This window comes from Pseudomonas sp. ANT_J12 (genome assembly GCF_008370045.1).
In the GTDB taxonomy this organism is placed as follows: domain Bacteria; phylum Pseudomonadota; class Gammaproteobacteria; order Pseudomonadales; family Pseudomonadaceae; genus Aquipseudomonas.
On sequence record NZ_VOBN01000021.1, the window covers coordinates 1 to 21,946 of the forward strand.

General features: G+C 61.0%; 18 protein-coding genes and 2 pseudogenes. 12 read left to right on the top strand and 8 right to left on the bottom strand.

Annotated features, from left to right (window positions below; genetic code table 11):
• Nucleotides 1-125: 125 nt before the first annotated feature.
• Nucleotides 126-1,049 carry a carbon-nitrogen hydrolase family protein gene (locus tag FQ192_RS28055; RefSeq protein WP_149661432.1) on the bottom strand — a complete coding sequence of 308 codons (924 nt, stop codon included), beginning with the start codon at nt 1,047-1,049 and terminating at the stop codon, nt 126-128.
• An 85-nt stretch (nt 1,050-1,134) separates the two neighbouring features.
• Here FQ192_RS28055 and FQ192_RS28060 point away from each other — a divergent pair, with 85 nt between their 5' ends.
• Nucleotides 1,135-2,079 carry a LysR family transcriptional regulator gene (locus FQ192_RS28060; RefSeq protein WP_149661433.1) on the top strand — a complete coding sequence of 315 codons (945 nt, stop codon included), beginning with the start codon at nt 1,135-1,137 and terminating at the stop codon, nt 2,077-2,079.
• Between the two features lie 160 nt (nt 2,080-2,239).
• Here FQ192_RS28060 and FQ192_RS28065 read toward each other — a convergent pair whose 3' ends face one another.
• Entirely contained in the window at nt 2,240-2,491 is a 252-nt protein-coding gene (locus tag FQ192_RS28065; protein ID WP_054046380.1) for a hypothetical protein, read from the bottom strand.
• A gap of 164 nt (nt 2,492-2,655) precedes the next feature.
• On the opposite strand from FQ192_RS28065, the gene FQ192_RS28070 reads away from it, so the two are divergent.
• A complete protein-coding gene (locus tag FQ192_RS28070) occupies nt 2,656-2,973 on the top strand; it encodes a YqjD family protein (RefSeq protein WP_149661434.1) in 318 nt (105 codons plus the stop codon).
• A gap of 56 nt (nt 2,974-3,029) precedes the next feature.
• Here FQ192_RS28070 and FQ192_RS28075 read toward each other — a convergent pair whose 3' ends face one another.
• Nucleotides 3,030-4,061: an Ldh family oxidoreductase gene (locus tag FQ192_RS28075; protein ID WP_149661435.1), complete on the bottom strand. Its 1,032-nt coding sequence runs from the start codon at nt 4,059-4,061 to the stop codon at nt 3,030-3,032.
• Nucleotides 4,062-4,439: 378 nt separating this feature from the next.
• The gene (locus FQ192_RS28080) at nt 4,440-4,709 is read right to left on the bottom strand and encodes a PepSY domain-containing protein (RefSeq protein WP_149661436.1); all 270 of its coding nucleotides are present in this window, start codon (nt 4,707-4,709) and stop codon (nt 4,440-4,442) included.
• A gap of 153 nt (nt 4,710-4,862) precedes the next feature.
• On the opposite strand from FQ192_RS28080, the gene FQ192_RS28085 reads away from it, so the two are divergent.
• Nucleotides 4,863-5,864 (top strand): FecR family protein, encoded by a 1,002-nt coding sequence (locus FQ192_RS28085; RefSeq protein ID WP_149661437.1) that lies wholly within the window; start codon nt 4,863-4,865, stop codon nt 5,862-5,864.
• A gap of 58 nt (nt 5,865-5,922) precedes the next feature.
• Here the strand turns inward: FQ192_RS28085 and FQ192_RS28090 are convergent, their stop codons facing one another.
• Nucleotides 5,923-8,268, bottom strand: a complete 2,346-nt coding sequence (locus tag FQ192_RS28090) for an acylase (RefSeq protein WP_149661438.1) — start codon at nt 8,266-8,268, stop codon at nt 5,923-5,925.
• 255 nt (nt 8,269-8,523) lie between these two features.
• On the opposite strand from FQ192_RS28090, the gene FQ192_RS28095 reads away from it, so the two are divergent.
• Entirely contained in the window at nt 8,524-8,925 is a 402-nt protein-coding gene (locus tag FQ192_RS28095; RefSeq protein ID WP_149661439.1) for a fe2+ zn2+ uptake regulation protein, read from the top strand.
• Here FQ192_RS28095 and FQ192_RS28100 read toward each other — a convergent pair.
• Nucleotides 8,915-9,103: a hypothetical protein gene (locus FQ192_RS28100; protein ID WP_149661440.1), complete on the bottom strand. Its 189-nt coding sequence runs from the start codon at nt 9,101-9,103 to the stop codon at nt 8,915-8,917. The genes FQ192_RS28095 and FQ192_RS28100 overlap by 11 nt on opposite strands.
• A 573-nt stretch (nt 9,104-9,676) precedes the next feature.
• Between FQ192_RS28100 and FQ192_RS28110 the strand changes: the two genes are divergently transcribed.
• The 5 genes from FQ192_RS28110 to FQ192_RS28130 are packed head-to-tail and all read left to right on the top strand — an operon-like array spanning nt 9,677 to nt 16,734.
• Nucleotides 9,677-10,900 (top strand): MFS transporter, encoded by a 1,224-nt coding sequence (locus FQ192_RS28110; RefSeq protein WP_149661442.1) that lies wholly within the window; start codon nt 9,677-9,679, stop codon nt 10,898-10,900.
• 26 nt (nt 10,901-10,926) lie between these two features.
• On the top strand, nt 10,927-12,057 hold the full coding sequence (locus FQ192_RS28115; RefSeq protein WP_149661443.1) for an acyl-protein synthase: 1,131 nt from the start codon (nt 10,927-10,929) through the stop codon (nt 12,055-12,057).
• A 1-nt stretch (nt 12,058) separates the two neighbouring features.
• Nucleotides 12,059-14,467 carry an acyl-CoA reductase gene (locus FQ192_RS28120; protein ID WP_149661444.1) on the top strand — a complete coding sequence of 803 codons (2,409 nt, stop codon included), beginning with the start codon at nt 12,059-12,061 and terminating at the stop codon, nt 14,465-14,467.
• A gap of 45 nt (nt 14,468-14,512) precedes the next feature.
• Nucleotides 14,513-15,802 carry an AMP-binding protein gene (locus FQ192_RS28125; protein ID WP_149661445.1) on the top strand — a complete coding sequence of 430 codons (1,290 nt, stop codon included), beginning with the start codon at nt 14,513-14,515 and terminating at the stop codon, nt 15,800-15,802.
• Nucleotides 15,799-16,734: a GNAT family N-acetyltransferase gene (locus FQ192_RS28130; RefSeq protein ID WP_149661446.1), complete on the top strand. Its 936-nt coding sequence runs from the start codon at nt 15,799-15,801 to the stop codon at nt 16,732-16,734. The genes FQ192_RS28125 and FQ192_RS28130 overlap by 4 nt, the downstream gene beginning before the upstream one ends.
• Here FQ192_RS28130 and FQ192_RS28135 read toward each other — a convergent pair.
• Complete coding sequence (locus tag FQ192_RS28135) at nt 16,723-17,649, bottom strand: LysR family transcriptional regulator (protein WP_149661447.1); 927 nt, start codon at nt 17,647-17,649, stop codon at nt 16,723-16,725. The two genes, FQ192_RS28130 and FQ192_RS28135, sit on opposite strands and share 12 nt — an antisense overlap.
• Before the next feature lie 118 nt (nt 17,650-17,767).
• Here FQ192_RS28135 and FQ192_RS28140 point away from each other — a divergent pair, with 118 nt between their 5' ends.
• Nucleotides 17,768-18,763 carry an aldo/keto reductase gene (locus FQ192_RS28140; protein ID WP_149661448.1) on the top strand — a complete coding sequence of 332 codons (996 nt, stop codon included), beginning with the start codon at nt 17,768-17,770 and terminating at the stop codon, nt 18,761-18,763.
• A 46-nt stretch (nt 18,764-18,809) separates the two neighbouring features.
• Here FQ192_RS28140 and FQ192_RS28145 read toward each other — a convergent pair whose 3' ends face one another.
• Entirely contained in the window at nt 18,810-19,319 is a 510-nt protein-coding gene (locus FQ192_RS28145; protein WP_149661449.1) for a hypothetical protein, read from the bottom strand.
• A gap of 419 nt (nt 19,320-19,738) precedes the next feature.
• On the opposite strand from FQ192_RS28145, the pseudogene FQ192_RS35180 reads away from it, so the two are divergent.
• Together FQ192_RS35180 and FQ192_RS35185 are read left to right on the top strand one after the other, a co-directional pair.
• Nucleotides 19,739-20,866 (top strand): annotated as a pseudogene (locus FQ192_RS35180) (cache domain-containing protein); the annotation flags it as partial.
• A 336-nt stretch (nt 20,867-21,202) separates the two neighbouring features.
• Nucleotides 21,203-21,730 (top strand): annotated as a pseudogene (locus FQ192_RS35185) (methyl-accepting chemotaxis protein); the annotation flags it as partial.
• Nucleotides 21,731-21,946 lie beyond the last annotated feature (216 nt).

Sequence of the window (21,946 nt, forward strand, 5' to 3'; positions counted from 1 at the left end):
CGGAGTGTCATCCAACATAGATGTCGACTGACACACCGCCTTCGCGGGCAAGCCTCGCTCCTACAGGGATGCCGCAACCGAAAGATATGCGGTGAAGCGCACACAGGGTTTGTGGCAACCGAGGATTATGCGGTGAAGCGCACGCCCGGTTTGGCGCGCTCATCCACGCTCAGCTCGAACACATCCGGCCGCGCATAGTGCCCCACCACGTCGAAGTCGTAACGCGCACGGATCAGTTCGTCGGTGTCGATTTCAGCGGTCAGCAAACCCGGCCCGCCCCGCAGCGGCCCGGCCAGAATGTCGCCCATCGGCCCGACGATCACACTGCCACCGGCTATCAACGGTCGATCCGCCGGCCAGTTGGCAATGTCCACGCCCAAGGCTTGCGGCGAGTCCTGCACCTGACAGGCACTGACCACAAAGCACCGGCCCTCATGGGCGATGTGGCGCATGCTGACCTGCCACATCTCGCGTTCATCCACGGTCGGTGCACACCACACTTCGACGCCTTTGGCGTACATCGCGGTGCGCAGCAACGGCATCATGTTTTCCCAGCACACCACGGCGCCGAGGCGCCCGACCTGGCTGTCGATCACCGACAACGTCGAGCCATCGCCTTTGCCCCAGATCAGCCGTTCGGTGCCGGTCGGCATCAGTTTGCGGTGTTTGGCGACCAGCCCGGCCGCAGGGTCGAAGTACAACGCGGTGCAATGCAAGGTGCTGCCCGCGCGTTCGATCACGCCGATGACCAGATTGGCCCCGGTGCGCGCCGACAACCCGGCCAAGGCTTCGGTCTCGACGCCCGGCACGTCAATGGCGTTGGCGAAGTACCGCGCAAATGCGTCACGGCCTTCTGGCAAGCGGTAACCCAGTTGCGTGCCAAACCCTTCGCCCTTGGGATAACCGCCCAGTAGCGCTTCCGGCATGACCACCAGCGCGGCACCGGACTCGATGATGGGGTTTTCCCAGGACAGGATCTGTTCCAGGGTTTCGCCCTTGCCACCGGGCAAGGCGCCGATTTGCAGGGCAGCAACGATGGACCTGGACATGGCGATAACTCCGAAGGTAATGAGGTGTTGCTCATTCTCGGTCGCCACCGGATCATGAATAAAGCCCCGTTCGCTGCTGAATGATATGAACACCATGAATATCGCCACCGTCGATCTCAACCTGCTCAAAGTCTTCGAAGCCTTGCACGAAGAGTCCAGCGCCAGCCGTGCCGCGCTGCGCCTGGGCGTCACGCAATCGGCGGTCAGCGCGGCATTGCGCCGGCTGCGGGAGGTGTATGGCGATCAATTGTTCGTGCGCACCGGGCGCGGTTTGGCGCCGACGCTCAAGGCCAATCAGCTCAAACCGGTGGTCAGCGATGCGCTGAACAAATGCCGACAGAGCCTGGCCATGGTCGACCCGGCGGCCGGTCACTACGAAGGTCGTTCGGTCACCGTGGGGCTGTCGGATGACTTCGAGATTGCCTACGGGCGGCGGCTGATTGACGAGATCGCCCGCGCCGCGCCAAAACTGCGGTTGATCTTCCGCCAGACCCACAGCCAGATCGTCGCCCAGGCCTTGATGGAACGCAGCATCGACCTGGCGATCACGGCGGGCGGTTTTGCCGAGCGCTTGCTCAGCCGGCAGGTGCTGGGCGAAGGGGGTTATCTGTGCCTGGTCGACCCGATCAGCCTGGCGCCAGGGCAGCAAGCCCTCAGCCTGGAGGAATTCGTCGCGCGGGAGCACATTCTGGTGTCGTCGGGCGGTTTTATCGGGATCACCGATGAGGGGCTGGCGGCGCTGGGCTTGAGTCGGCGGGTGTGCGCCTCGACCACACACTTTGCGGCGTTGCCGCATCTACTCAAGGGCAGCCAGGCAGTGGCGACCATTCCGGCCCACGCCGCGCAAAGCATCGCTGCACTCAGCGGTCTGACGCTGCTGCCCTGCCCGCTGGCGTTGCCGCGTTACCCCATCGAACTGGGCTGGCGCACCAGCGCGCAACTGGATCCGGTGGTGTTGAAGGTGCGTGAGGCGATTGTGGCGATTTTTCCCCGCACGACTCACGCCTATAAACGACGCCCCACCCTGTAGGAGCAAGGCTTGCCCGCGATGGCATCCTTGAGATCGTCATCGCGGGCAAGCCTTGCTCCTACAGCGAAGGCGGTGTGTCATTCGACGTCGATGCTGGATGATATGACGCCTTCGCGGGCAAGCCTCGCTCCTACAGGGTTTTGCGGCGGTCATTGACGGGTTATTTGGCGGCCATCAGGCGATTGACTTCACTGCGCACCATGTTGGCGTATTCCGGCGGCGACAGGAGGTCGAGCTCGGAGCGAACCCATTCAGCCCATTTGCCTTTGCGCTTGGCCCGTTCACCGAATAACCGCGCCGCTTCGCCTTTGGACTTGCCCAGGTTGCTTTGCCAGAGGTCGAACAGACGGGATTTTTCGTCTTCAAGCGCAGCGCGCTCGGCAAGGGGTTTGTCGGCCAGATTGAAGCTCATGGGAAATACCTGCGGCGTAAATAGGCGACATCTTACACCGTAGGAGGAAATCTCCGACCCTGGATTTTTCCTCAGGGTGGAGCCTGCACACAAAATGAGTGCAACTTTTTCAATCGCCCGAGACTCCATTGTTCACTGCCCACTTACCCGCAAGGAGTTACTCAATGGCCCGCAAAACAGCCGTACAAAACGCCGCAGACCAAATCAAGGATCAGGCATTCAGTGAGCTTCAGGCGCTGATCGAAGAATCGGACAAGCTGCTCAAAAGCAGTGCGTCGCTGGTGGGCGAGGAAGCCGATACCCTGCGCGGACAAGTCGCCCAGAAGCTGCAACAGGCGCTGGAATCAGTAACCAGCGTGCGCGAACGCACCAAACCGGCGGTCGACGCCACTGAAACCTATATCGGTGGTCACCCGTGGCAGACCGTGGCGATTTCTGCCGGTTTCGGCCTGGTGGTCGGGTTGTTGCTCGGTCGTCGTTGATCGGTCCTGCATAAAAAAAGGCGAGCTTGATGCTCGCCTTTTTTGCTTCACAAGGCTCAGAGCCCAGCCAATTCCCGCAAATTCGCCAAAACATCCGCCTCCAACTCGATCCCCCCAGTCGCTGATTTGGCACGCTGGTGATGCCGCCGATCCCCCGGCAAGCGCTTCAACCCCACGCCATGCATCTGCCGCACCAGTTCCTGGCTGCGTTCGGCGAAGTTCTGCCCGACGGCCTTGCTCGGGTCGATCACGATCAGCAGTTGCCCGGTCCACGGCGTCTTCGCCCCCGGGTGGTTCGACCAATCGAATTCGAAAGAAAAATTGCCGCCGGTTAACGCCGCGGCCAGCAACTCCACCATCATCGACAACGCCGAGCCCTTGTGCCCGCCGAACGGCAGCAACGCACCGCCCTCGAGAATCGCTTTCGGGTCCTGGGTCGGCTGGCCCAGGCTGTCCACGCCCATGCCCGGCGACAGGCGCTCGCCGTTGCGCGCGGCGATCTGCACGTCGCCATGGGCGATGGCACTGGTGGCCAGGTCGAACACGATGGGGTCGCCATCCGCCCGTGGCGCGGCGAAAGCAATCGGGTTGGTGCCGAACAGTGGGCGATCGGCGCCGTGGGGCACCACGCACGTCATGCTGTTGACCACGCTGAGGGCCACCAGGCCTTCATAGGCGAACGGTTCGACGTCTGGCCACAGCGCAGCGAAGTGATGGGAATTGCGGATCGCCAACACGGCAATCCCGGCGCTGCGGGCTTTTTCCACCAGCAATGCACGGGCGGCGGCCAGGGCGGGTTGGGCGAAGCCACCGCCGGCATCGACGCGGACAAAGCCCGAGGCCACGTCTTCAACCACCGGCACCGCCTGGCCATTGACCCAGCCGCTGTTGAGCGTCGACACATAACCGGGAATCCGGAACACGCCGTGGCTGTGGGCGCCGTCGCGTTCGGCGCCGGCGCAGTTCAGGGCCAGTGTGTTGGCGACCTCGGCCGAGGTGCCGTGGCGCAGGAAGATGTGTTCGAGCAATTGAACGAGTGAATTGAAGTCCAGGGTTTGCGTGTTCGAAGAGGCGGGTGTTGCGGTCATCTGAGGCTCCAGTTTTATTATTGAGTGCGGGCTACAGGCTGAAACGGGTTGCGCGGCAACCCAAAAAACATGGCCGATTAAGCGCTGTTGCGCAGGGTGCCTGTCAAGCCTCGAAACTTCGAATACCTCAGCAATATGTACCGCACACCCGCCGTGCCCCAGCCTTACCGTTTTTCCTCCACCCCATCGAGGAAAAACCATGACCTCTGCCCCGCTCCCCTGAAAGGTATTCATGAGGGATGCCTCGGTGAGGCTGGCGGTACAACTGGGCAATGCCGATTCGGTGACCTGGCTGATCACTCACCTGGGGCGGCAACTGCACACCAGCACGCCATAAAACAGTGATCGGGGCACTGTGATGACAGTGCCCCGACAGGTTTAGTCTTTCTGGTCGCGCAGGATGTTGCCGGAGGCGCCATCAATGCGGAACTCGTAGACCACGCCATCGGCCTTGCGGCCCTCGCCTTTCCAGTAACCATTGTTATCGGCTTCGATCTCGTAGACCTCGACGTAACCGGCCTTGGTCTTCGCGGTTTCGATGGCCTTCTCGATGGTGATCCAGCCTGCGCCCGGGCGATCGGCCAATGCAGCGCCAGCGCTGAACAGACAGGCGGTGGCAATCAGGGCGGCGAAGGTTCTTTTGATCATTTTTTCACTCCATTTGTGGATAGTAGGCGTCATGCGTCCTGGTTTTTGGGCGTCAGCGGGGAAAATAAGTTCCACTTTGATGGGTAATTGCCATGACGGATGTTCTCGGCACCTCGCCCGCAAGGTTAGAATGCAGCAAATCAGGATGAGTCAATGACCGAACACACCTTCTCGGAAGCCGAATACGACGCCATCACCGATGCCGCTGCGCACTGGTGCATGCGTCTGCACGCCATCGACTGCACCGCCGAGGAGCGCCAGGCGTTCGAACAATGGCGCGACGCTCATCCGCTGCATGCCTTCGAGTTCGAAGCCATGCTGGAAATCTGGGAGGTCGCAGGCGATTTGCCACACCCTGAGTCCGCCGAGCCCCTGCTGCCCAACCAACGTGCCACCTCCTGGCGCCGCTACGGCATCACCGCGGCTGTCTGCGCCCTGGCGCTGCCGCTGGCGGCGTACAGCGGCTGGAACCTCGGCTGGCTGCCCAACGCCTATCAGCATTTCGAAGCCAGTGACACAGTGCGTCATGTCACCCTGAACGACGGCAGCCAGGTGGAGCTGAACCTGGGCAGTGAACTGACCTTCAGCAATTACAAGGATGAGCGTCGGGTCACGTTGAAAAAGGGTGAAGCGTTCTTCAGTGTCACCCACGACATGACCCACCCTTTCATCGTCAAGGCCGCCGAAGGCCGGATTCGAGTAACGGGCACTAAATTCAACGTGTGGCTGTATGAAGATCAGGTGCGGGTGAACCTGATCGAAGGCTCGGTGCTGGTCACCAGCAACGACGCCCTGGCCGGCGACGGCTTGCGCCTGGGGCCAGCGATGCAGGCCCGCTTTCGCCACGGCGACTACATGCCGCAGATCAGCCAGACCTACGCCAACGACAACGCCCTGGCCTGGCGCAGCGGCAAACTGGTGCTCGACGACTTACCCCTGAGCGAGGCCTTGCCGCTGATCAACCGTTACCTGAGCAAACCGGTGATGGTGGCCGATAACAGCACCGCGTCGATCCGCATCGGCGGCATCTACAACATCAAGGAACTCAACAACCTGGTGGCGTCCCTGCCCCGGGTATTGCCGGTGTACCTGACTCGCAACGAGAACGGCAACCCGGTGCTCAATTCGATTCCGCAGCAAGCACCAAAAAGCTGAAGGCCGCGTCCCTTTGGGGAGGCGGCCTTCGTGTTGGCTACAACTTGTCGCGCGGTGTTTATTGCGCCGCTATCTTCCCGGCTTTTTCATCCGATTCGCGCAGCGTCTGCACCTGATACTGCGGATCAGCCTTGATCTGCTGCTCGGTGAACGGCAACACACTCAACTGCTTCTTCGAGAACGCCTGCGTCTGGTCCCGGGCGTATTTCGATGCCGGGTCACTGGACAACGAGAACGCCAGCAATCCCTGGGCGTGCGGACCTTTGTCATCGAAGGTCACGATTTGCAGGTAACTGGTGCCGCTGACCACTTCCAGTTTGCCGTCGGTTCTCGGGACGCTCTGGATCGCGTTATAAATCCCCAATGTGCCCGGCCCGCCGTGGATCGACGTTTGTTGTCCGCCGCTGCTGACCACCTGAATGTCGCCCCAGCGGCTGTCCGGCTTGAGTCCCATATGGGCGGTCCGTTCCACGGACGCGAGCATCGCCTCGCGGATGGCTTTGGCAACGTCTGGTCGTTCGAAAGCCAATCCCCGCGGGGTGTGTTGCGCGTCTTTCGGATCGAAGACCACACGCCAGACGTCAGGTAAAAGCTGCAACGACTCCATGACGATATTGAAATGCACCAGGCCCAGCCCGCTGTCCAGATTCGCCCGGCCATCCCACGCCTTCAGGCTGGCGCACACCGGTGCGAGTGTCGCGGCATCCGCCCCCAGATCCGTGCTACAGAAGTTCAGCAGGTCCGGCATGACCTGTGCCACCAGATACACCTGATCATCCATCACCATCCGTTGCAGATCCGCCGCCGCCACCGGCCCGGCCTTGGCCAGCGAGCCCAGGCGATCCAGGGCAAAACGCGAGCGCAACCCCAACGGCTGGCTGTCCTGGCTGATCAGTGGCGAGAAACCGGTGAGCGGTTGCGCCGGGTTGGCCAGCCAGGCGGAATCGTTGGAATGCTGCACAAAGTCTTTGCGCAGCAGCTGCGGTAACTGGTCCGCCGCGTAAATGCCCTGTTGCGCGGCCTTCGGGTCGATGTCCCAGGCGCAGGCACTGTTGGAACCATCGAGCACGATCATCTGCAACCCGGCGCGCGGATCGCTGCACTTGGCCAGTTTGTCAGCATTGACGTTCGGCACCACCGACAGGTTCATGTACAGCGTCTGCCCCTGATCATCCGCCGCCAGGGTGTTGACCCACGGGATGCCCTGGATCTTGTGCACCGAGGCCTGCAATTCCTTGAGGCTGGTGGCGCGATTCATCGCGTACCACTGCTGCAGGACGCGATTGTTGTCCAGGTTGGCATCGCGCAGGCTGTAGGCGAACTGCTTGTCCCAATCGAGCTTGCCCGGCCACTGCACCACGGGGCCGAACACCGAGCTGTAGACCACGTGGGACACCGCTTTGACCTGGCCGTCCGGCTGTTTCACGTTGACCATCAGCGTCTGTTTATCCAGCGGCAACGACTTGCCATCCAGCAGGTAACGGGTGGAATCCTTGGGGTCCAGTTGCAGGCGATACAAGGTGAAATGCTTGGACGAATCCACCGTGTGGGTCCACGCCAGGTGCTGATTGAACCCGATGTTGATCATCGGCAGACCGGGCAACGCCGCGCCCATCACGTCCAGTTTGCCGGGGATGGTCAGGTGCATCTGGTAGAAGCGCATCCCGCCGACCCAAGGGAAATGCGGGTTGGCCAGCAGCATGCCGCGACCGTTGAATGAGCGCTCGCTGCCAATCGCCACCGCGTTGCTGCCGCGATCCAGGGCAAAGCGTTGCTGGCGCTCGGCGGCCGCCAGGAACGACTGCGCCCCCGCCGCCGCTTGGGCGACGCTCGCTGGCGGCGTCGCGCCGGCCAGTGCTTCGGCAAACTGCCCGACCCCGCCTTCGACCAGCAGGCGCCGCGTGAGCTTCACCAGGTCCTGCGCGGCAATCGGGCGAACCCAGTCACCCTGGCATTGCGCCGGCAAACCCTGGGCCTGGCGCTCGGCCAGCGAGCGGTTGTAACCCGCCACGTAACCGTCGATCAGCTCCTTGACTTGCGGGGTTTGCGCCTGCCAGAAACCGGCCACCGCCTGGGGCGTATTCAGCCAGTTGAAAAACAGGTCGCTGGCCAGGTTGGCGCGTTCTTCGAGGGTGAACTGTTCCGGGCCGAAATACTTCGAGCGCTCGCCGTTGACGGTGACGATCTCGTTGGCCATCAGGCACAGGTTGTCCTGGGCGTAGGCGTAGCCGATGCCGTAACCGAGCCCGCGTTCGTTCTCGGCACGAATGTGCGGCACGCCGAAACTGGTGCGCCGAATATCCACGGCCGAAGATTCCGGTGCACTGCGGGCGCTGGCCGCAAGGCTCAACCCCAGCATCACACCTGCAAGACTCAACCGGGTTAACTGCCTGCTAATAATCACGCTCGCTCCTGATGGACATGGCCCTGAAAAATCACATCCGGCGTACAACACGGAATGTGCCTGGCCTTAGGAACGAAAAAAACATCAGGAAATTTAGGCGGCGCGACGATCATCGGCGGCCGTATCACATGGCGCTCACGTGGCCTCGACAAATTTTCTACATCAACGTCTTCATGATTTGCCGTGCTCGTCCGTCTTAATGATTGAGAGCACCCTCATTTTTTTCCTGATCAGGCTCTGAAAAGGAGTTTTTGCATGTACAACTCGCAACTGCCAACGGACGGTAGCCATGCGCCAAAGAGCGTTTCCATGAGCCACGGCTCCGGGATCTTTGAACGAGCCGATCGCCACGGAAACGAACGAATCCGGGTACTGCTCAAGAGCTTTGGCCTGAGAACCAGCCTGATTCGCCTCAAAGTCATCGACGCCCTGCTCAGCGCCGCCGAAAGCGAACGCAACCTGGGCGTGCGCGGCGTGCACACGCATTTGCTGGACCTGGATATTCCCCTGTCCTTCCTGAGTGTGCGGGAGGTGTTGAAGCGGCTATGCAGCGAGGGCGTGATCACGCTCAATCCGGACAAGAGCTATAGCCTGCATCCGCAGGCCATTGCCATTCTCTACAGCGAATCGGCCTCGCACGCTTCGCTCAAGGCTTGACCTTGCGGCGCATCACGCCATTGACGATGACCACGATCACGGCCACGCCGATGGCGATGTACTGGAACAGCTTCTCGCTGATGATCCCTGCATTTTGCAGATAGGAAAGGCCGAACATGATCCCCAGGACGACCAGGGAGATCAGAATCGAGTATTTCAAACGTTGCGACTGGGTCATTGCGGGTTCCTGAAACTTGAAATGTATCCGGTTTGTATCCGCTTGCATGCCAAGCCCCTACCTTCTGGCGGGGATGAACAGGTGCAAACGAAGTCTCATGTTACAGCCGATGAAGAGTTTTGGCTTCATTGCGGCGCTAACCATGAGGATTCTGAAATGCTTCGTCGAATCACACTGCTGATTCCCCTGATCGCTCTCCTGTCCCTGAGCGGCTGTATCATTTTTCCCCACGGAGGCTGGCATGGCGACCACCACTATGATCGTGGCGGACCAGGTTATTACCAACACCGCTAGTTCGACCCGTTAGAAAATATTCACTTCTTTTTAATCAATCCTGAACAAATGCCCGCCCTGCTGCGGGCATTTTTCGTTTATTAATCTCTCAACTTTTTTTGAAACTTAGGATCCACAGTCGCGCCTTTCATTAGTTCATTCCGAATTATTGAAATACATGGCAAACCCTTGAAACTATAAGTCTCAATCGCGCACTAGAGCGAATATCGTTAGATGATTACTCTCGATATAACGCAACACGCGTTACAACTTGAACTTTACAGTATCGACAAGGATATCATGCACACTTCATCAACTAACCGGAGACGCTTCCAACTGACCGGCTTTTGCCTGGCTGTCGCTGTTTTCGAACTACTGACCTATATGGCCAGCGATTTGATCATGCCCGCCATGCTAACCGTCACCGAACAATTGAACACCCGTCCTGAATATGTCCCGTATGCATTCACCCTGTATTTGACCGGCGGTGTGCTGTTGCAGTGGCTGATCGGCCCGCTGTCCGATCACTACGGGCGTCGTCCGCTGCTGCTGATCGGCAGTGCGCTATTTGCCCTGGCCTGTGGCGCGACGTACTGGGTGCAAGGGATCGGAGCATTCAACGGCTTGCGCCTGATCCAGGGCATGGGCCTGGGCTTTGTCATCGCCGTCAGTTATCCCGCCTTGCAGGAAGTGTTCTGCGAGGCCGATGCGGTGCGGATCATGGCGTGGCTGGGGAACATTGCCCTGCTCTCGCCACTGCTGGGGCCTTTGTTCGGCAGCTTGTTATTGCAATGGCTGTCGTGGCGAGAGCTGTTTTTATTGCTCGGCATCGCCGCCCTGGCGGTCTGGGTCAGCTTGTATGTCTTCATTCCGCGAACCTTGGGCGGCGCAGCCACCGACAAGCCCTTCGACGTGCGCGCCACCGTGCGCCGCTACGGCGTGTTGTTGCGCAACCGGGGGTTTGTGCTGTCGTCCGTCGCCCTGGGGCTGATGAGCTTGCCGCTGATTGCCTGGATCGGCCTGTCGCCGTTGTTGTTAATCCAGGGTCAGGGCCTGTCAGTCCTGCACTACGGGCTCTGGCAGATCCCGGTGTTCGGCGCGGTCATTCTCGGCAACTTGCTGCTCGACCGCTTTATTACCGGATCGGCCCTGCCACAACTGGTGCGCTATGCACTCTGGCCGTTTTGCGCCGGGCTCGCGGCACTCCTGATCGTTGGCTTTTACGGGGCGTCGACCGGGTTACTGGTCGGGTGCCTGGCGATCTACGCCGTCGGCCTGGGCATGAGCAATGCCGCGCTGTACCGCTTGGCGCTGTTTTCCAGCGAGGACAGCAAGGGACTGGTGTCGGCCATGATCGGCATGTTGTCCATCTCGATCATGGGCGGCGTCGGGTCACTGATTGCGGCGCTCGGGGCCGGTGACAGCCTGGAGTCGTTCGCCTTGATCGCCGCTACGGCGGGGCTGCTGTGCCTGGTGCCTTTGCACGCATTTCTACGACGGTGCCACCCCTCGGTCGCCGTCTGAATCAAACAATCAAAAAAGGAATTTCGATGATTCATCTTCCCAACACCGACGCGTTGTGCGCGCTGGTGCAACCTTATGACCTGGAGGCTGTACCGCCGGGTTTGTTCGATCGCGCCATGGCTGAAACCAGCCTGTTTCATTGCCACCATACCCCCGGCTACGAACGTTGGCTGCACAGCCACGGCCTGGATGCCCAGGCTCTGGACACCCTGGAGGACTGGTCGCGCCTGCCGCCGATCTTCGCCAGTTTTTTCAAAAAACAGCTGCTATTGAGCCCCACCGCTGAGGGCGCGCTGGAACTGACCTCGTCCGGCACCAGCGGCCAGAAGAGCCGCATGCGCTATGACGATCGCAGCATGGCCGCCGCCCAAGGCATGGTCACACGGATTTTCCAGCAGTATGGCTGGGACACCCCGGACACCCCGTGCAACTACTTGCTGCTCAGCTATGAACCCGAGCCTGACAACCGCCTGGGTACCGCTTACACCGATCAATTTCTGTGTCGTTATGCCCCCGCCAACCGAGTCGTCTATGCCCTGCGGCGCACCGGCGATGGTCACGAGTTCGACCTGTTCGGCGTGATCCGCGCCTTGCAGGCGTTCGCCGAAGAACAGCTCCCCGTGCGCATTTTCGGTTTTCCGGCGTTCCTCTGGCAGACGCTGCAACGCATGCAGGCGACGGGCCTGGCGCCGCTGGATTTGCCTGCCGGGTCATTGGTGTTTCTCGGCGGCGGCTGGAAAAACCACGCCGCGCAGGAGATTTCCCGGGCTCGACTCTATGAACGGATCGGGCAGCAACTGGGCATCGAACCGGCCCGCTGCCGCGACGGCTACGGCGCGGTCGAGCACGCGGTGCCCTATATCGAATGTGCCCATCATCATTTCCATGTACCGGTTTACTCGAAGGTTTTCGTGCGCAATCCAGCTGACTTCAGCGTCCAGCCCTATGGCCAAAGCGGCCTGCTGAACTTCGTATCACCTTATATTTCGTCGAGCCCGGCCCATGCCGTGGTCATGAGCGACCTGGCCACCTTGTACCCCGGCGCAACCTGCGGCTGCGGTCTGGCCACTGACTGGTTCCAGTTGCATGGACGTGCCGGCACCAGCCCCGGCCGTAGCTGCGCCATGGCCGCCGCCGAACTGCTCGGGAGGGCTTGAGATGTATTTGATCAACGGCCAACTGCACGCCGACCTTGCCCTCGATACCGCCCTGAATGCTCTGCACCAGGCCTTGCCGCGCTTGCTGATGAGCCCTATCGACAGTGACACCGTCGTGGCCTCGGCCGCACGCTTTGCCCGGCAACTGCAAACGGGCGAGCTCGACTTCGGCCTGGAGGACGATCAACGCCTGGCACTGATCGATTTCTGCCAGCCCGAGCATCTGAATCCCAAACTGGAGCGCGAACTGGGTGTACAACCACGCTCCCTGCGACGCATCGACTACCGGCAACCGCGCTTCGAAAGCTGGCACCCGCTGGGGCTGGTGGTACACATCACGCCGGCCAATGCGCCGATGCTCGCCTTTTGTGCGGTCCTGGAAAGCCTGCTGGCCGGCAACGTCAACTGGTTGCGCCCCAGTTCCAGCGACCAAGGGCTGACAGCACGCCTGCTGGAGGCCCTCGGCCGGTGTGACAGCAATGGCCGGCTGGCCGACTTTATCGCGGTGCTGCCCGTGGCGACCGCAGACATTGCACGCCTCTGCACCCGGGCCGATGCCGTGGCGGCGTGGGGCGGCGAAACCGCGCTCAAGGCGATTCGCAGCCAAGTGCCCATCGGCTGTCGCTGGATCGACTGGGGGCACCGCATCAGCTTCGCTTATCTCTCACCGGAAGCGGCACAACCGGACGCACTGGATGCCCTGGTGGACGAAGTCTGTCGCCTCGATCAACAAGCCTGTTCCAGCCCGCAATGGGTGCTGGTGGACAGCGATGACCCGGCCATCCTGCACGACATGGGCGTGCGCCTGACCGAGGCGTTCAAGCGTCGCAACGCGCACTGGCCGGCGCTGGTCCCGTCCGACCAGGAAGCCTCGGAAATCACCACCCGCTGCGCCATGGCGCGCCTGGAACAATGTTTTGCCGGGCACACCGGTGAGGTCTGGAGCGAAGCGGGTTGGCGGGTCATCTGGGAGCATCATCAAACCCTCGCCCCCTCCCCGCTGTTTCGGACCCTGCTGCTCAAACCGGTGCCGCAGGCGCTGATTGCCGAAACCCTGCTGCCCTGGCGCACCGTGCTGCAAAGCTGCGCCTTGATTTGCCCGCCGGCACACACACCGGAGTTGGTGCGAACCCTGGTCAACGCCGGCGTCACGCGCATTGCGCCAGCGGGCGCGATCCACGACGGCTATGCCGGCGAGCCCCACGATGGCGTGTACGCGCTGGCCCGCCTGAGCCGCCGCCTCTCGGTGAGCCTGCCCGCTGATGTGCTGAGCAGCCATGCGTGCCTCGACGCACTGCCCGCCGCCGTGGACACCACGGGTTTGGCGATCATGGACAAACACGCCTTCCAGGCCCAGCCCATCGCCCCGTCGGCGCAGCTGTTCTTTCGCTCCGGCGGCAGCAGCGGCACCCCGGCGCTGGCCGGTTTCAGCTACCGCGACTTTCAGCGGCAAATGCGCGCGGCGGCTGACGGGCTGTTCGCCGCCGGGCTTGATCCGGCACAGGACCGAGTGATGAACCTGTTCTATGGCGGCAGTCTTTACGGCGGTTTTTCCAGTTTCTCCTGGGTTCTGCAACTGATGGACATCACCCATTTGCCCATGGGCGCGCCGCATGACGATAACTTCAGCGAAATCGCCCGGCTGATCGTGCAGCAAAACGTCAACGTGCTGATCGGCATGCCGAGCACCCTGCACCGGCTGTTTTTCAACGAACAGAAAACCCTGCGAGCCTATGGGGGTATCCGCAAGGTGTTTCTCGCTGGCGAGCATCTCGGATTGGCCAGTCGTCAATTGATGGAAAGCTGCAGCGTGTCGACGATTCGCTCGGCGATCTACGGTTCGGTGGACGCCGGCCCCCTGGGCCATGCCTGCGCGGCGACCACCGATGGCATCTTTCACTTGATGTGCGATACCCAGCATCTGGAAATCGTTGACCTGGAACAGGATGTGCCCGTCCAGGACGGTCAGGTCGGACGCCTGCTGTTCACCTCGCGAGCCCGCCACAGTCAGACCGTGCGCCGCTACGAAGTGGGCGACACCGGGCGCTGGGTGCATGGGAACTGTCCCTGCGGACTGAGTTCGCCACGGTTCCAATTGCTGGAGCGCCATGGGCAATTGTTGCGAATCGGTACCGTATTCGTTTCGCCTTCACACCTGGCCCACTGCGCAGGCGTGCCCATTCAAATGGTGCTCGACCATGGGCCCGACGGGTGCGAGCGCCTGGTGGTGCATGCCGAGGGCGAGGCGCAACAGGTTCGCGCCCGATTGGTGTCCGACCCGGCACTTGAAACGGCCCTTGTCGGCGCACTGCTGATCCTTGAAGTTAATACCTGCGCCGCCACTCAATTTGAACGAAACCGCCACAGCGGCAAGACCCCGTTAGTTATCGACCAACGCAAACAACAATAATTATTATTTATTAACCGTAGATTAAAACCTGAAAAAGGAATTCCAGTGAAAGAACTATTGACCCTCGAACAACTGGTGCAATACATACGTGAACATTCGCGTTTTTATCATCAGCACCTCAAACACTTACCGTTACAGGGATTCACCACAAACGATATTCCCTTGATCGACGCAAACAACTATTGGGCAGGCAGCCATGACTTGAAACAGTGGCCGGTACTGACGGCACCGGTCGACAACGCGCTGTTGTTTAAAACCGGAGGCACCACCAGCCAGGGTAAATTGGCGGTTTACACCCACGAAGAATGGCGAACCCTGGTCACGACTTTCGGTGAAAGTCTGTCGTCGCAATTGAACAATGGCGACCGGGTCGCCAACCTGTTTTTTTCCGGGGACCTTTGCGCCAGCTTTCTGTTTATCCACGAGTCACTGACCCATGTGCGGGTGTCGATCAGTGAGTTTCCCTTTACCGGCAACGTCGATTTCCGGGGGCTGACAGCGGCGATTGGCGACCACCGGATCAATGTCCTGGCGGGCATACCGGCACAGTTGCTCAAATATGCGGCGTATCTGGCAGAGCATGGGCACGTGTTGAGTGGCGTCGACACCCTGCTCTACGGCGGTGAAAGCGTGTTTGCCAGCCAACTGCCGATCTTCGCCAAGGTCTTCCCCAATGCCCGCGTCGCCTCCATCGGTTATGCCAGTGTCGATGCCGGGCTGATCGGGGCCAGCGACCGAGACTGTGCGCTGGGTGAACATCGGGTGTTCGACCAGCACACCGTGCTCGAGATCATCGACGAGTTCAGCGGCGACATCATTGATGAGTGCCACCGTATGGGCCTGTTGGTGGTGACCAATCTGAATCGCCGGTTGATGCCGCTGCTGCGCTACCCGGTCGGTGATCGCGCCTGCTGGCTTGAGCCCGCGGGTACGCCAAGGCGTAAATTCGCCCTCAGGGGCCGCAGCGTCCACAGTCAGCGGGTGCGCGTGGGGGTGATGTCGCTGCTGACCGACGAGATACACCACATCGTCCAGCGCGTCACCCACAGCGAGCAGTGGCAGTTGCGGATCGAACAGGTGGGCCACAAGGACCTGTTGAGCGTGCATTGGGTCCCCGAAGACGGCGCCCACGCCATCGAAGCGCCGAGCCAGGCGTTGCGCCTGGCACTCATGGCCCACTACCCCGCCATCGACAGCCTGAACAAAGACGGTTTGCTGGATTTCCAGGTTCTCCCTTGTGCCGTTACTGACCTGGCGTTGCATCCGCGCTCGGGCAAACAACTGCGTGTCCTGGATTTGCGCGAGTACACGCCCGCGCCGGAGACCAGGCCATGAGTCAGCTGATTTTCCGCCCCTTCCGGCCTTCCGATGCCGCGGCGGTCAGCGGGCTTTTTCGACAGGTGTACGGCCAACACTACGTGCAGCCGGATGTGTATCTGCCGACGTTGATCACCCAGCACAACAACGACGGGCGCTGGCAATCCATGCTCGCGGTGGACGGCTCGCAGGTCCTCGGGCACGCGGCGTTATGCCGGGACAAGCACCCGACCGACATCGCCGAACTGGCCCTCAGCGTCGTCCACCCGCAGGCGCGCGGACAGAACATCGCCACGCGCCTGGGCCGTGAATTGCTGGAACACTCCCGTGCGGTCGCGGGTCGTTGTGTCCTGATCAAACAGGTCACCCACCACCCTTACACCCAACGCATGGCGCAAACGCTGGGGTTCCATTGCACCGGGTTGCTGCCGGACTACGTGCCGTCGCCCTTCGCCGAAGCCTTGCCGGAAAGCGTCGTCGTCGGCGTCCATCCGCTCGCCGGGCGCAGTTGCCCGCTGCCCGACATCGCGTGGCCGCCAAGCTGCCGAGGGTTTATGCAGCATCTGGGGTCGCTGTTCGGCAGCGACCCGTTTGTGCCGGACTACCTGTCGCGGCCCCTGCAGATGAAGCAGCATCACCAGAGGGTGGATGTTGTCATCGAACGCCTGGACAAACGCCTGCTCGATCAGCTGACGGAATTGCCCTGGAACTGGCTGATTTCGGTCCGGCTGGCCCTGTCATCGCGCTTTGCCGAGGATGTCGAACGCTTGAACAGCAAGGGCTTCGTCTTCACCGGGGTGATGCCTGCACCTGATCAGGCGCGATGGCTCGCCCTGTTTCATCGCGGCGCCCGGTCACGCGCGCTGGACCTGCACTGCTTGCACATGCAACACCTGCATCACACGCTGCAACGCTCAACGGACCCCGACGCCGATCGTTCAGCGGCCTGAATCATCTCGGTAAAAAGGCTGGCCCGGTTGCGCGCAGAGTTCAACCAGCCAGTCGACAAACACCCGCACCCGCCGGGATAACTGGCGGTGTGGCGGGTACAGCGCCGTCAACGGCATGCCCGGGGGCGGCGCCTCCCTGAGCACCTCGCACAGGCGCCCTTCCTCCAATTGCCGCGCCACGTGGTAATACGGGGCCTGGACCAATCCATACCCGGCCTCGCACGCGGCCATGTAACCATCGGCGCTGTTGACCGAAATCCGCTTCGGCAAATTGACCGGTTGCACCTGCCCCTCGACCACAAACTCAAGCCCGAAGCGCGTGCCCGTGGTCGCGGAGAAATACTCCACCATCTGATGACCTTGCAGCTGCGAGGTGTTCAGGGGTACGCCGTGACGCCGCAAGTAGTCGGGGCTGGCGCAGGTCACCTGATCGAGCGTGACCAGCGGCCGCGCCACCAGTGAGTCATCCAGCGGTGAACCGCCACGCAGCACACAGTCCACGCCTTCGCGAATCAGGTCCACCGTGCGGTCGTTCAAGCTGATTTCCAGCTCGATCAACGGGTACCTGTCGGTGAATTGCGCCAGTGCCGGAATCACGATCAGACGCCCGATCCCCGCCGGCATGTCCACCCGCAGCAAGCCTTTGGGGTTGTGCCGGGCGGCGGAAAACACCGCTTCGGTTTCCTCAAGATCCGCCAGCAAACGCACGCATCGCGGGTAATACGCCGCGCCGTCGAGGGTCAGGCTGACTTGCCGGGTGGTGCGCTGCAGCAGTTGCACCCCCAGGTGGGCCTCCAGTTGCTTGATCAGAATGGTCACCGAGGCCCGGGGCATTTGCAGGCTGTCCGCCGCTTTGGCAAAGCCGCCCGACTCGACGATCCGGGTAAACACGCGCATGGCGTTGAGACGGTCCATGGTTCTGCTGCACCTGCTAATTATTTAGAAATAGCGAATAGTGATAGCAGTTTTAGCCGGTTTATCTGCTTTGTGTCGAGGTGAACAATGGCGGCTCACCATTCAAGGAGCTGATCTCATGCAAACACGTCAATTGGGCAAGAACGGACCACAGGTAAGCGCCATCGGTCTGGGCTGCATGGGCATGACCGATTTCTACACCACCGGCACCGACACCCGCGAAGCCACCGCCACCCTGCACCGGGCGCTGGAACTGGGGATCAACCTGCTCGACACCGCCGACATGTACGGCCCGCACACCAATGAAGAACTGATCGGCAAAGCCATTGCCGGCAAGCGTGACCAAGTGTTCCTGGCCAGCAAGTTCGGGATCGTGCGCGACCCGGCCAACCCGACCGCGCGGGGTGTCGATGGCCGCCCCGAGTACATCCGCCAATCGATCGACGGCACGTTGAAACGCCTGGGCGTCGACACCCTGGACTTGTACTACCAGCACCGGATCGACCCGCAAGTGGCCATTGAGGAAACCGTCGGCGCCATGGCCGAACTGGTGCAGGCCGGCAAGGTGCGTTACCTGGGTTTGAGCGAGGCCTCGGCCGCCACGCTGGAACGGGCGCACAAGGTGCATCCGATCAGCGCGTTGCAAAGTGAATTCTCGTTGTGGAGCCGCGATCAGGAAGACAACGGCTGCCTGGCGGCATGCCAGCGCCTGGGCATTGCGTTTGTGCCCTACAGCCCGCTCGGTCGGGGGTTTTTGACCGGCGCGCTCAAAAGCCCGGACGACTTTGCCGCGGATGACTACCGCCGCTTCAGCCCACGTTTTCAAGGGGAGAATTTCGCGAAAAACCTGCTGCTGGTGCAGCAAGTCCAGGCGCTGGCGGCGGATAAGGGCGTGACCGCCGGGCAACTGGCGTTGGCCTGGGTCCTGGCGCAAGGCGACTACCTGATCCCGATTCCCGGGACCAAGCAACGTAAATACCTGGAGGAAAATGTGGCGGCACTGGAGGTGAAACTGAGCAACAGCGAGTTGCAGGCGCTGGAAGCGATCTTCCCGGCCGAGGCCACCGCCGGCTTGCGTTACCCCGAAGAGGTGATGAAGTTGCTCGACCGCTGAACAGCCGTCCTCTGACCCGGTGCGGGTCGGGTCAGAGGATGACGCCTTACTTCTTCTTGACCGGGCCGTTGGTTTCGCCGTAGGTCTTGAGGTTTTGCAGGGCGTAAATGGCTTTCTTGTATTCGGGCACCAGGTAGTTGGCGTACTTGTTGCCCTTCAGGTTATTGCTCTGGATGGTGTCCAGTTGGATGGCAAAGTATTCCAGGGCATTGAATTTCGCGTCCACGTCCTTCGGCACGCCAAATTTATCGAACTCGTTTCCCGCGTTCAGCAGCGTCAGCGCCGTCACATCGCTGATGATGCCGTTCTGCTTGAGAAAGGTGCTCATGTTGCCGAGCTGCTTGACCGAAACGTTTTCCGGGTCGAAGCCCTTGACCTGCTTCCACATCGACATGGAATCCATCTTTGCCTTGTCGAGCGACAACGGGTTGGTGCCCACCTGACTCAAAATCTCTCGCGCCTTGACGCTTTGGCTCAGTGGCTTGGCATTGACCGAACCCTGTCGAACAAATACGCCGGCCTTCGCCGTCCAGTTGCCGACCAGACCAATCGTCATGACCGAACTCCTGCCAGCGTGAGAAGAGAGGAATGTCCTTGCGACGGGAACATAAAAAATCCTTGTTTAACCGAGATGAATGCGGGGAAGTATCGGCGCGACGAGGACGTCCACCTACAAATATTTCTACTTTTTACAATTTTCGTACATTTACGATACAAACCACCAAGTGCCCAGTTTCATTGGCCTATATGAACTTTTAAAGTTTGCTGTAGCCGATCGATCGTCTGTCATAACTGCCGATGTAGTCGGTTTGTACCGTTTACGATACGCACCTTTTGCGCACCGTCCGTCCCTCGATCCGTTTTCTTGCACGCGCGTACTAAAGCTCGCCCCCAGCGCGCCGATAAGTCCTGGATAGCCTTATTTTTCAAACCCGAACTCCCCAACAATAAGAACGCAGCACAAGGACCGGTCCCATGCCCGCATTCCGTACCATTCAGGCTCGCTACACGCTGTTTCTGGTCCTGTTCATCCTGCTGCTTTCCGTGCTCACGGTCGTGGGCATCAGCCAGTTGGTCGCGCCGAAGCTGCGCCACACCGAAGAACAGGTAGCCCTCAATCGCATTGCCGAAGTCGCCGAGCAGATCCAGGGCGAACTGAACAAGGTGCAATCCCAGCAACGCAGCATCACTCAGACCATTCCCCTGCTCGACAGCGCCGCCATCGATACCGTGCTGCCCGGCCTGGTGGATCAGTACGGCGAGCTGAAGGTGTTTGGCGGCGGGATCTGGCCATTGCCCGGCCAGCGTGAAGCGGGACGCAACAAGTTCAGCACCTTCTGGCACCGCGACAGCTCCGGCAAACTGGCGGTCAACACCTTCTGGAACAGCGACGCCGCGCCCAACTATTACGACCAGACCTGGTACAAGGGCGGCATGGCCACCCCGCGCGGCCAGTGCGCCTGGGCCGCTGCCTATAAAGATGACGCCAGTGCCGAGCCGCGCACCAACTGCGCCATGGCCATCCAGAAAAACGGTGTGGCCTACGGCGTGTCGACCATCGACGTGACCCTGGGCTTCTTCAACGACCTGATCGCGCGCAAGGAAAAAGACCTCGGCGCCGAAATGCTGATCGTCGAAGCCGACGGCAAAATCATCAGCAACAGTTCGCGCATCAGCGGGCCGGTCGTGCTGAAGAACATCAGTGAGCTGGCCGGCGGCTCGCCGTTCGCCAGCCAGGTCAAGGCCGGTCTGCCTAACCGCGACAAAGCCCAGCGCGTCGAATTCGACAACAACGGCGAAGCCAGTACCTTCTTCATGCGCCCGATCGAAGGCACGCCGTGGTTCCTCGCCACCGCCCTGCCGACCAAGCTGATCACCGCCCAGCGTGACGATGTCCTGAACACCCTGAGCCTGTTGCAGATTCCGATGGTGATCCTGCTGGTGCTGCTGCAGATCTACGCGATCCGCCAGTTGATCAACCGCATGAAAATCCTCAAGGCCAACATCGACGCGCTGTCGGCTGGCGATGCTGACTTGACCAAGCGCATCACTATCCGCGCCGAAGACGAATTGGGGGCCATCGGGCACTCGGTCAACGCCTTCATCATCTACTTGCAGAACATGATCGGCGAAGTGACCCAGGCCACCGGCGCCATGGCCTCGAGCCTGGACAACCTGCAACGGACCTCGGCGCACACCAGCCAGATCCTGGTGCGTCACGCCTCGGAAACCGATCAGACCGTCACCGCCATCACTGAAATGAGTTCGACCGCCGACAGCGTGGCGCAGAACGCCGCCGAAACCGCATCGTTCACCCAGCGCGCCAGCGAACACGCGGATCGTTCGCGGGTGGTGGTGGGTGAAGCCTCCAGCAGTGTGGTGGCGTTGATTGAAGAAGTGGCCAGCGCCACCCATAAAGTCGAAAACATGCAGCAGGACGCGCAACGCATCACCGAGATTCTCGGGGTAATCGGCGCAATTGCCGGGCAAACCAACCTGCTGGCGCTCAACGCGGCGATTGAAGCGGCACGTGCCGGTGAACAAGGTCGTGGCTTTGCGGTGGTGGCCGATGAAGTCCGCGCCCTCGCCGCCCGGACCCAGGCCAGCACCTCGGAAATCAACGAAATGCTCAAACGCCTGACCCAAGGCGTGAGCTCCTCGGTGGCGGCCATGGAAAACACCCAGGCCAGTTGCCAGTCCGCCGCCGATGCGACGGCACGGGTCAACTCCGGCCTGGGTGAAATGGCCGGCTCCGTCAGCCACATCAACAGCCTCAGCACCCAGATCGCCACCGCCGCCGAACAGCAAAGCGCCGTGACCGAAGAGATCAACCGCAGCATGGTGCAAATCCGCCACATGGTGGATGAACTGGTGAAAAGCGGTCACGCCAGCGAGCTGAACACCCAGCAGTTGCTGGAAGCCAATAGCCGCGTCAGCTCGATCATGGGGCGCTTCAAAGTCCGCTAGTCAACACAACCCCTGTAGGAGCAAAGCTTGCTCGCGAAAGCGCCGGTACATCCAACAATGATGTTGGCTGACACGACGCCATCGCGAGCAAGCTTTGCTCCTACAGGGGCAACGTCACGCCAGAATATGCCTACAGGTAACGCCGCCTTTTCCAGCCTTGCGCCGGTTGACTGCCCTGCCCGCGCTCCCTATCCTCACGCCCGTCACGACTCATTC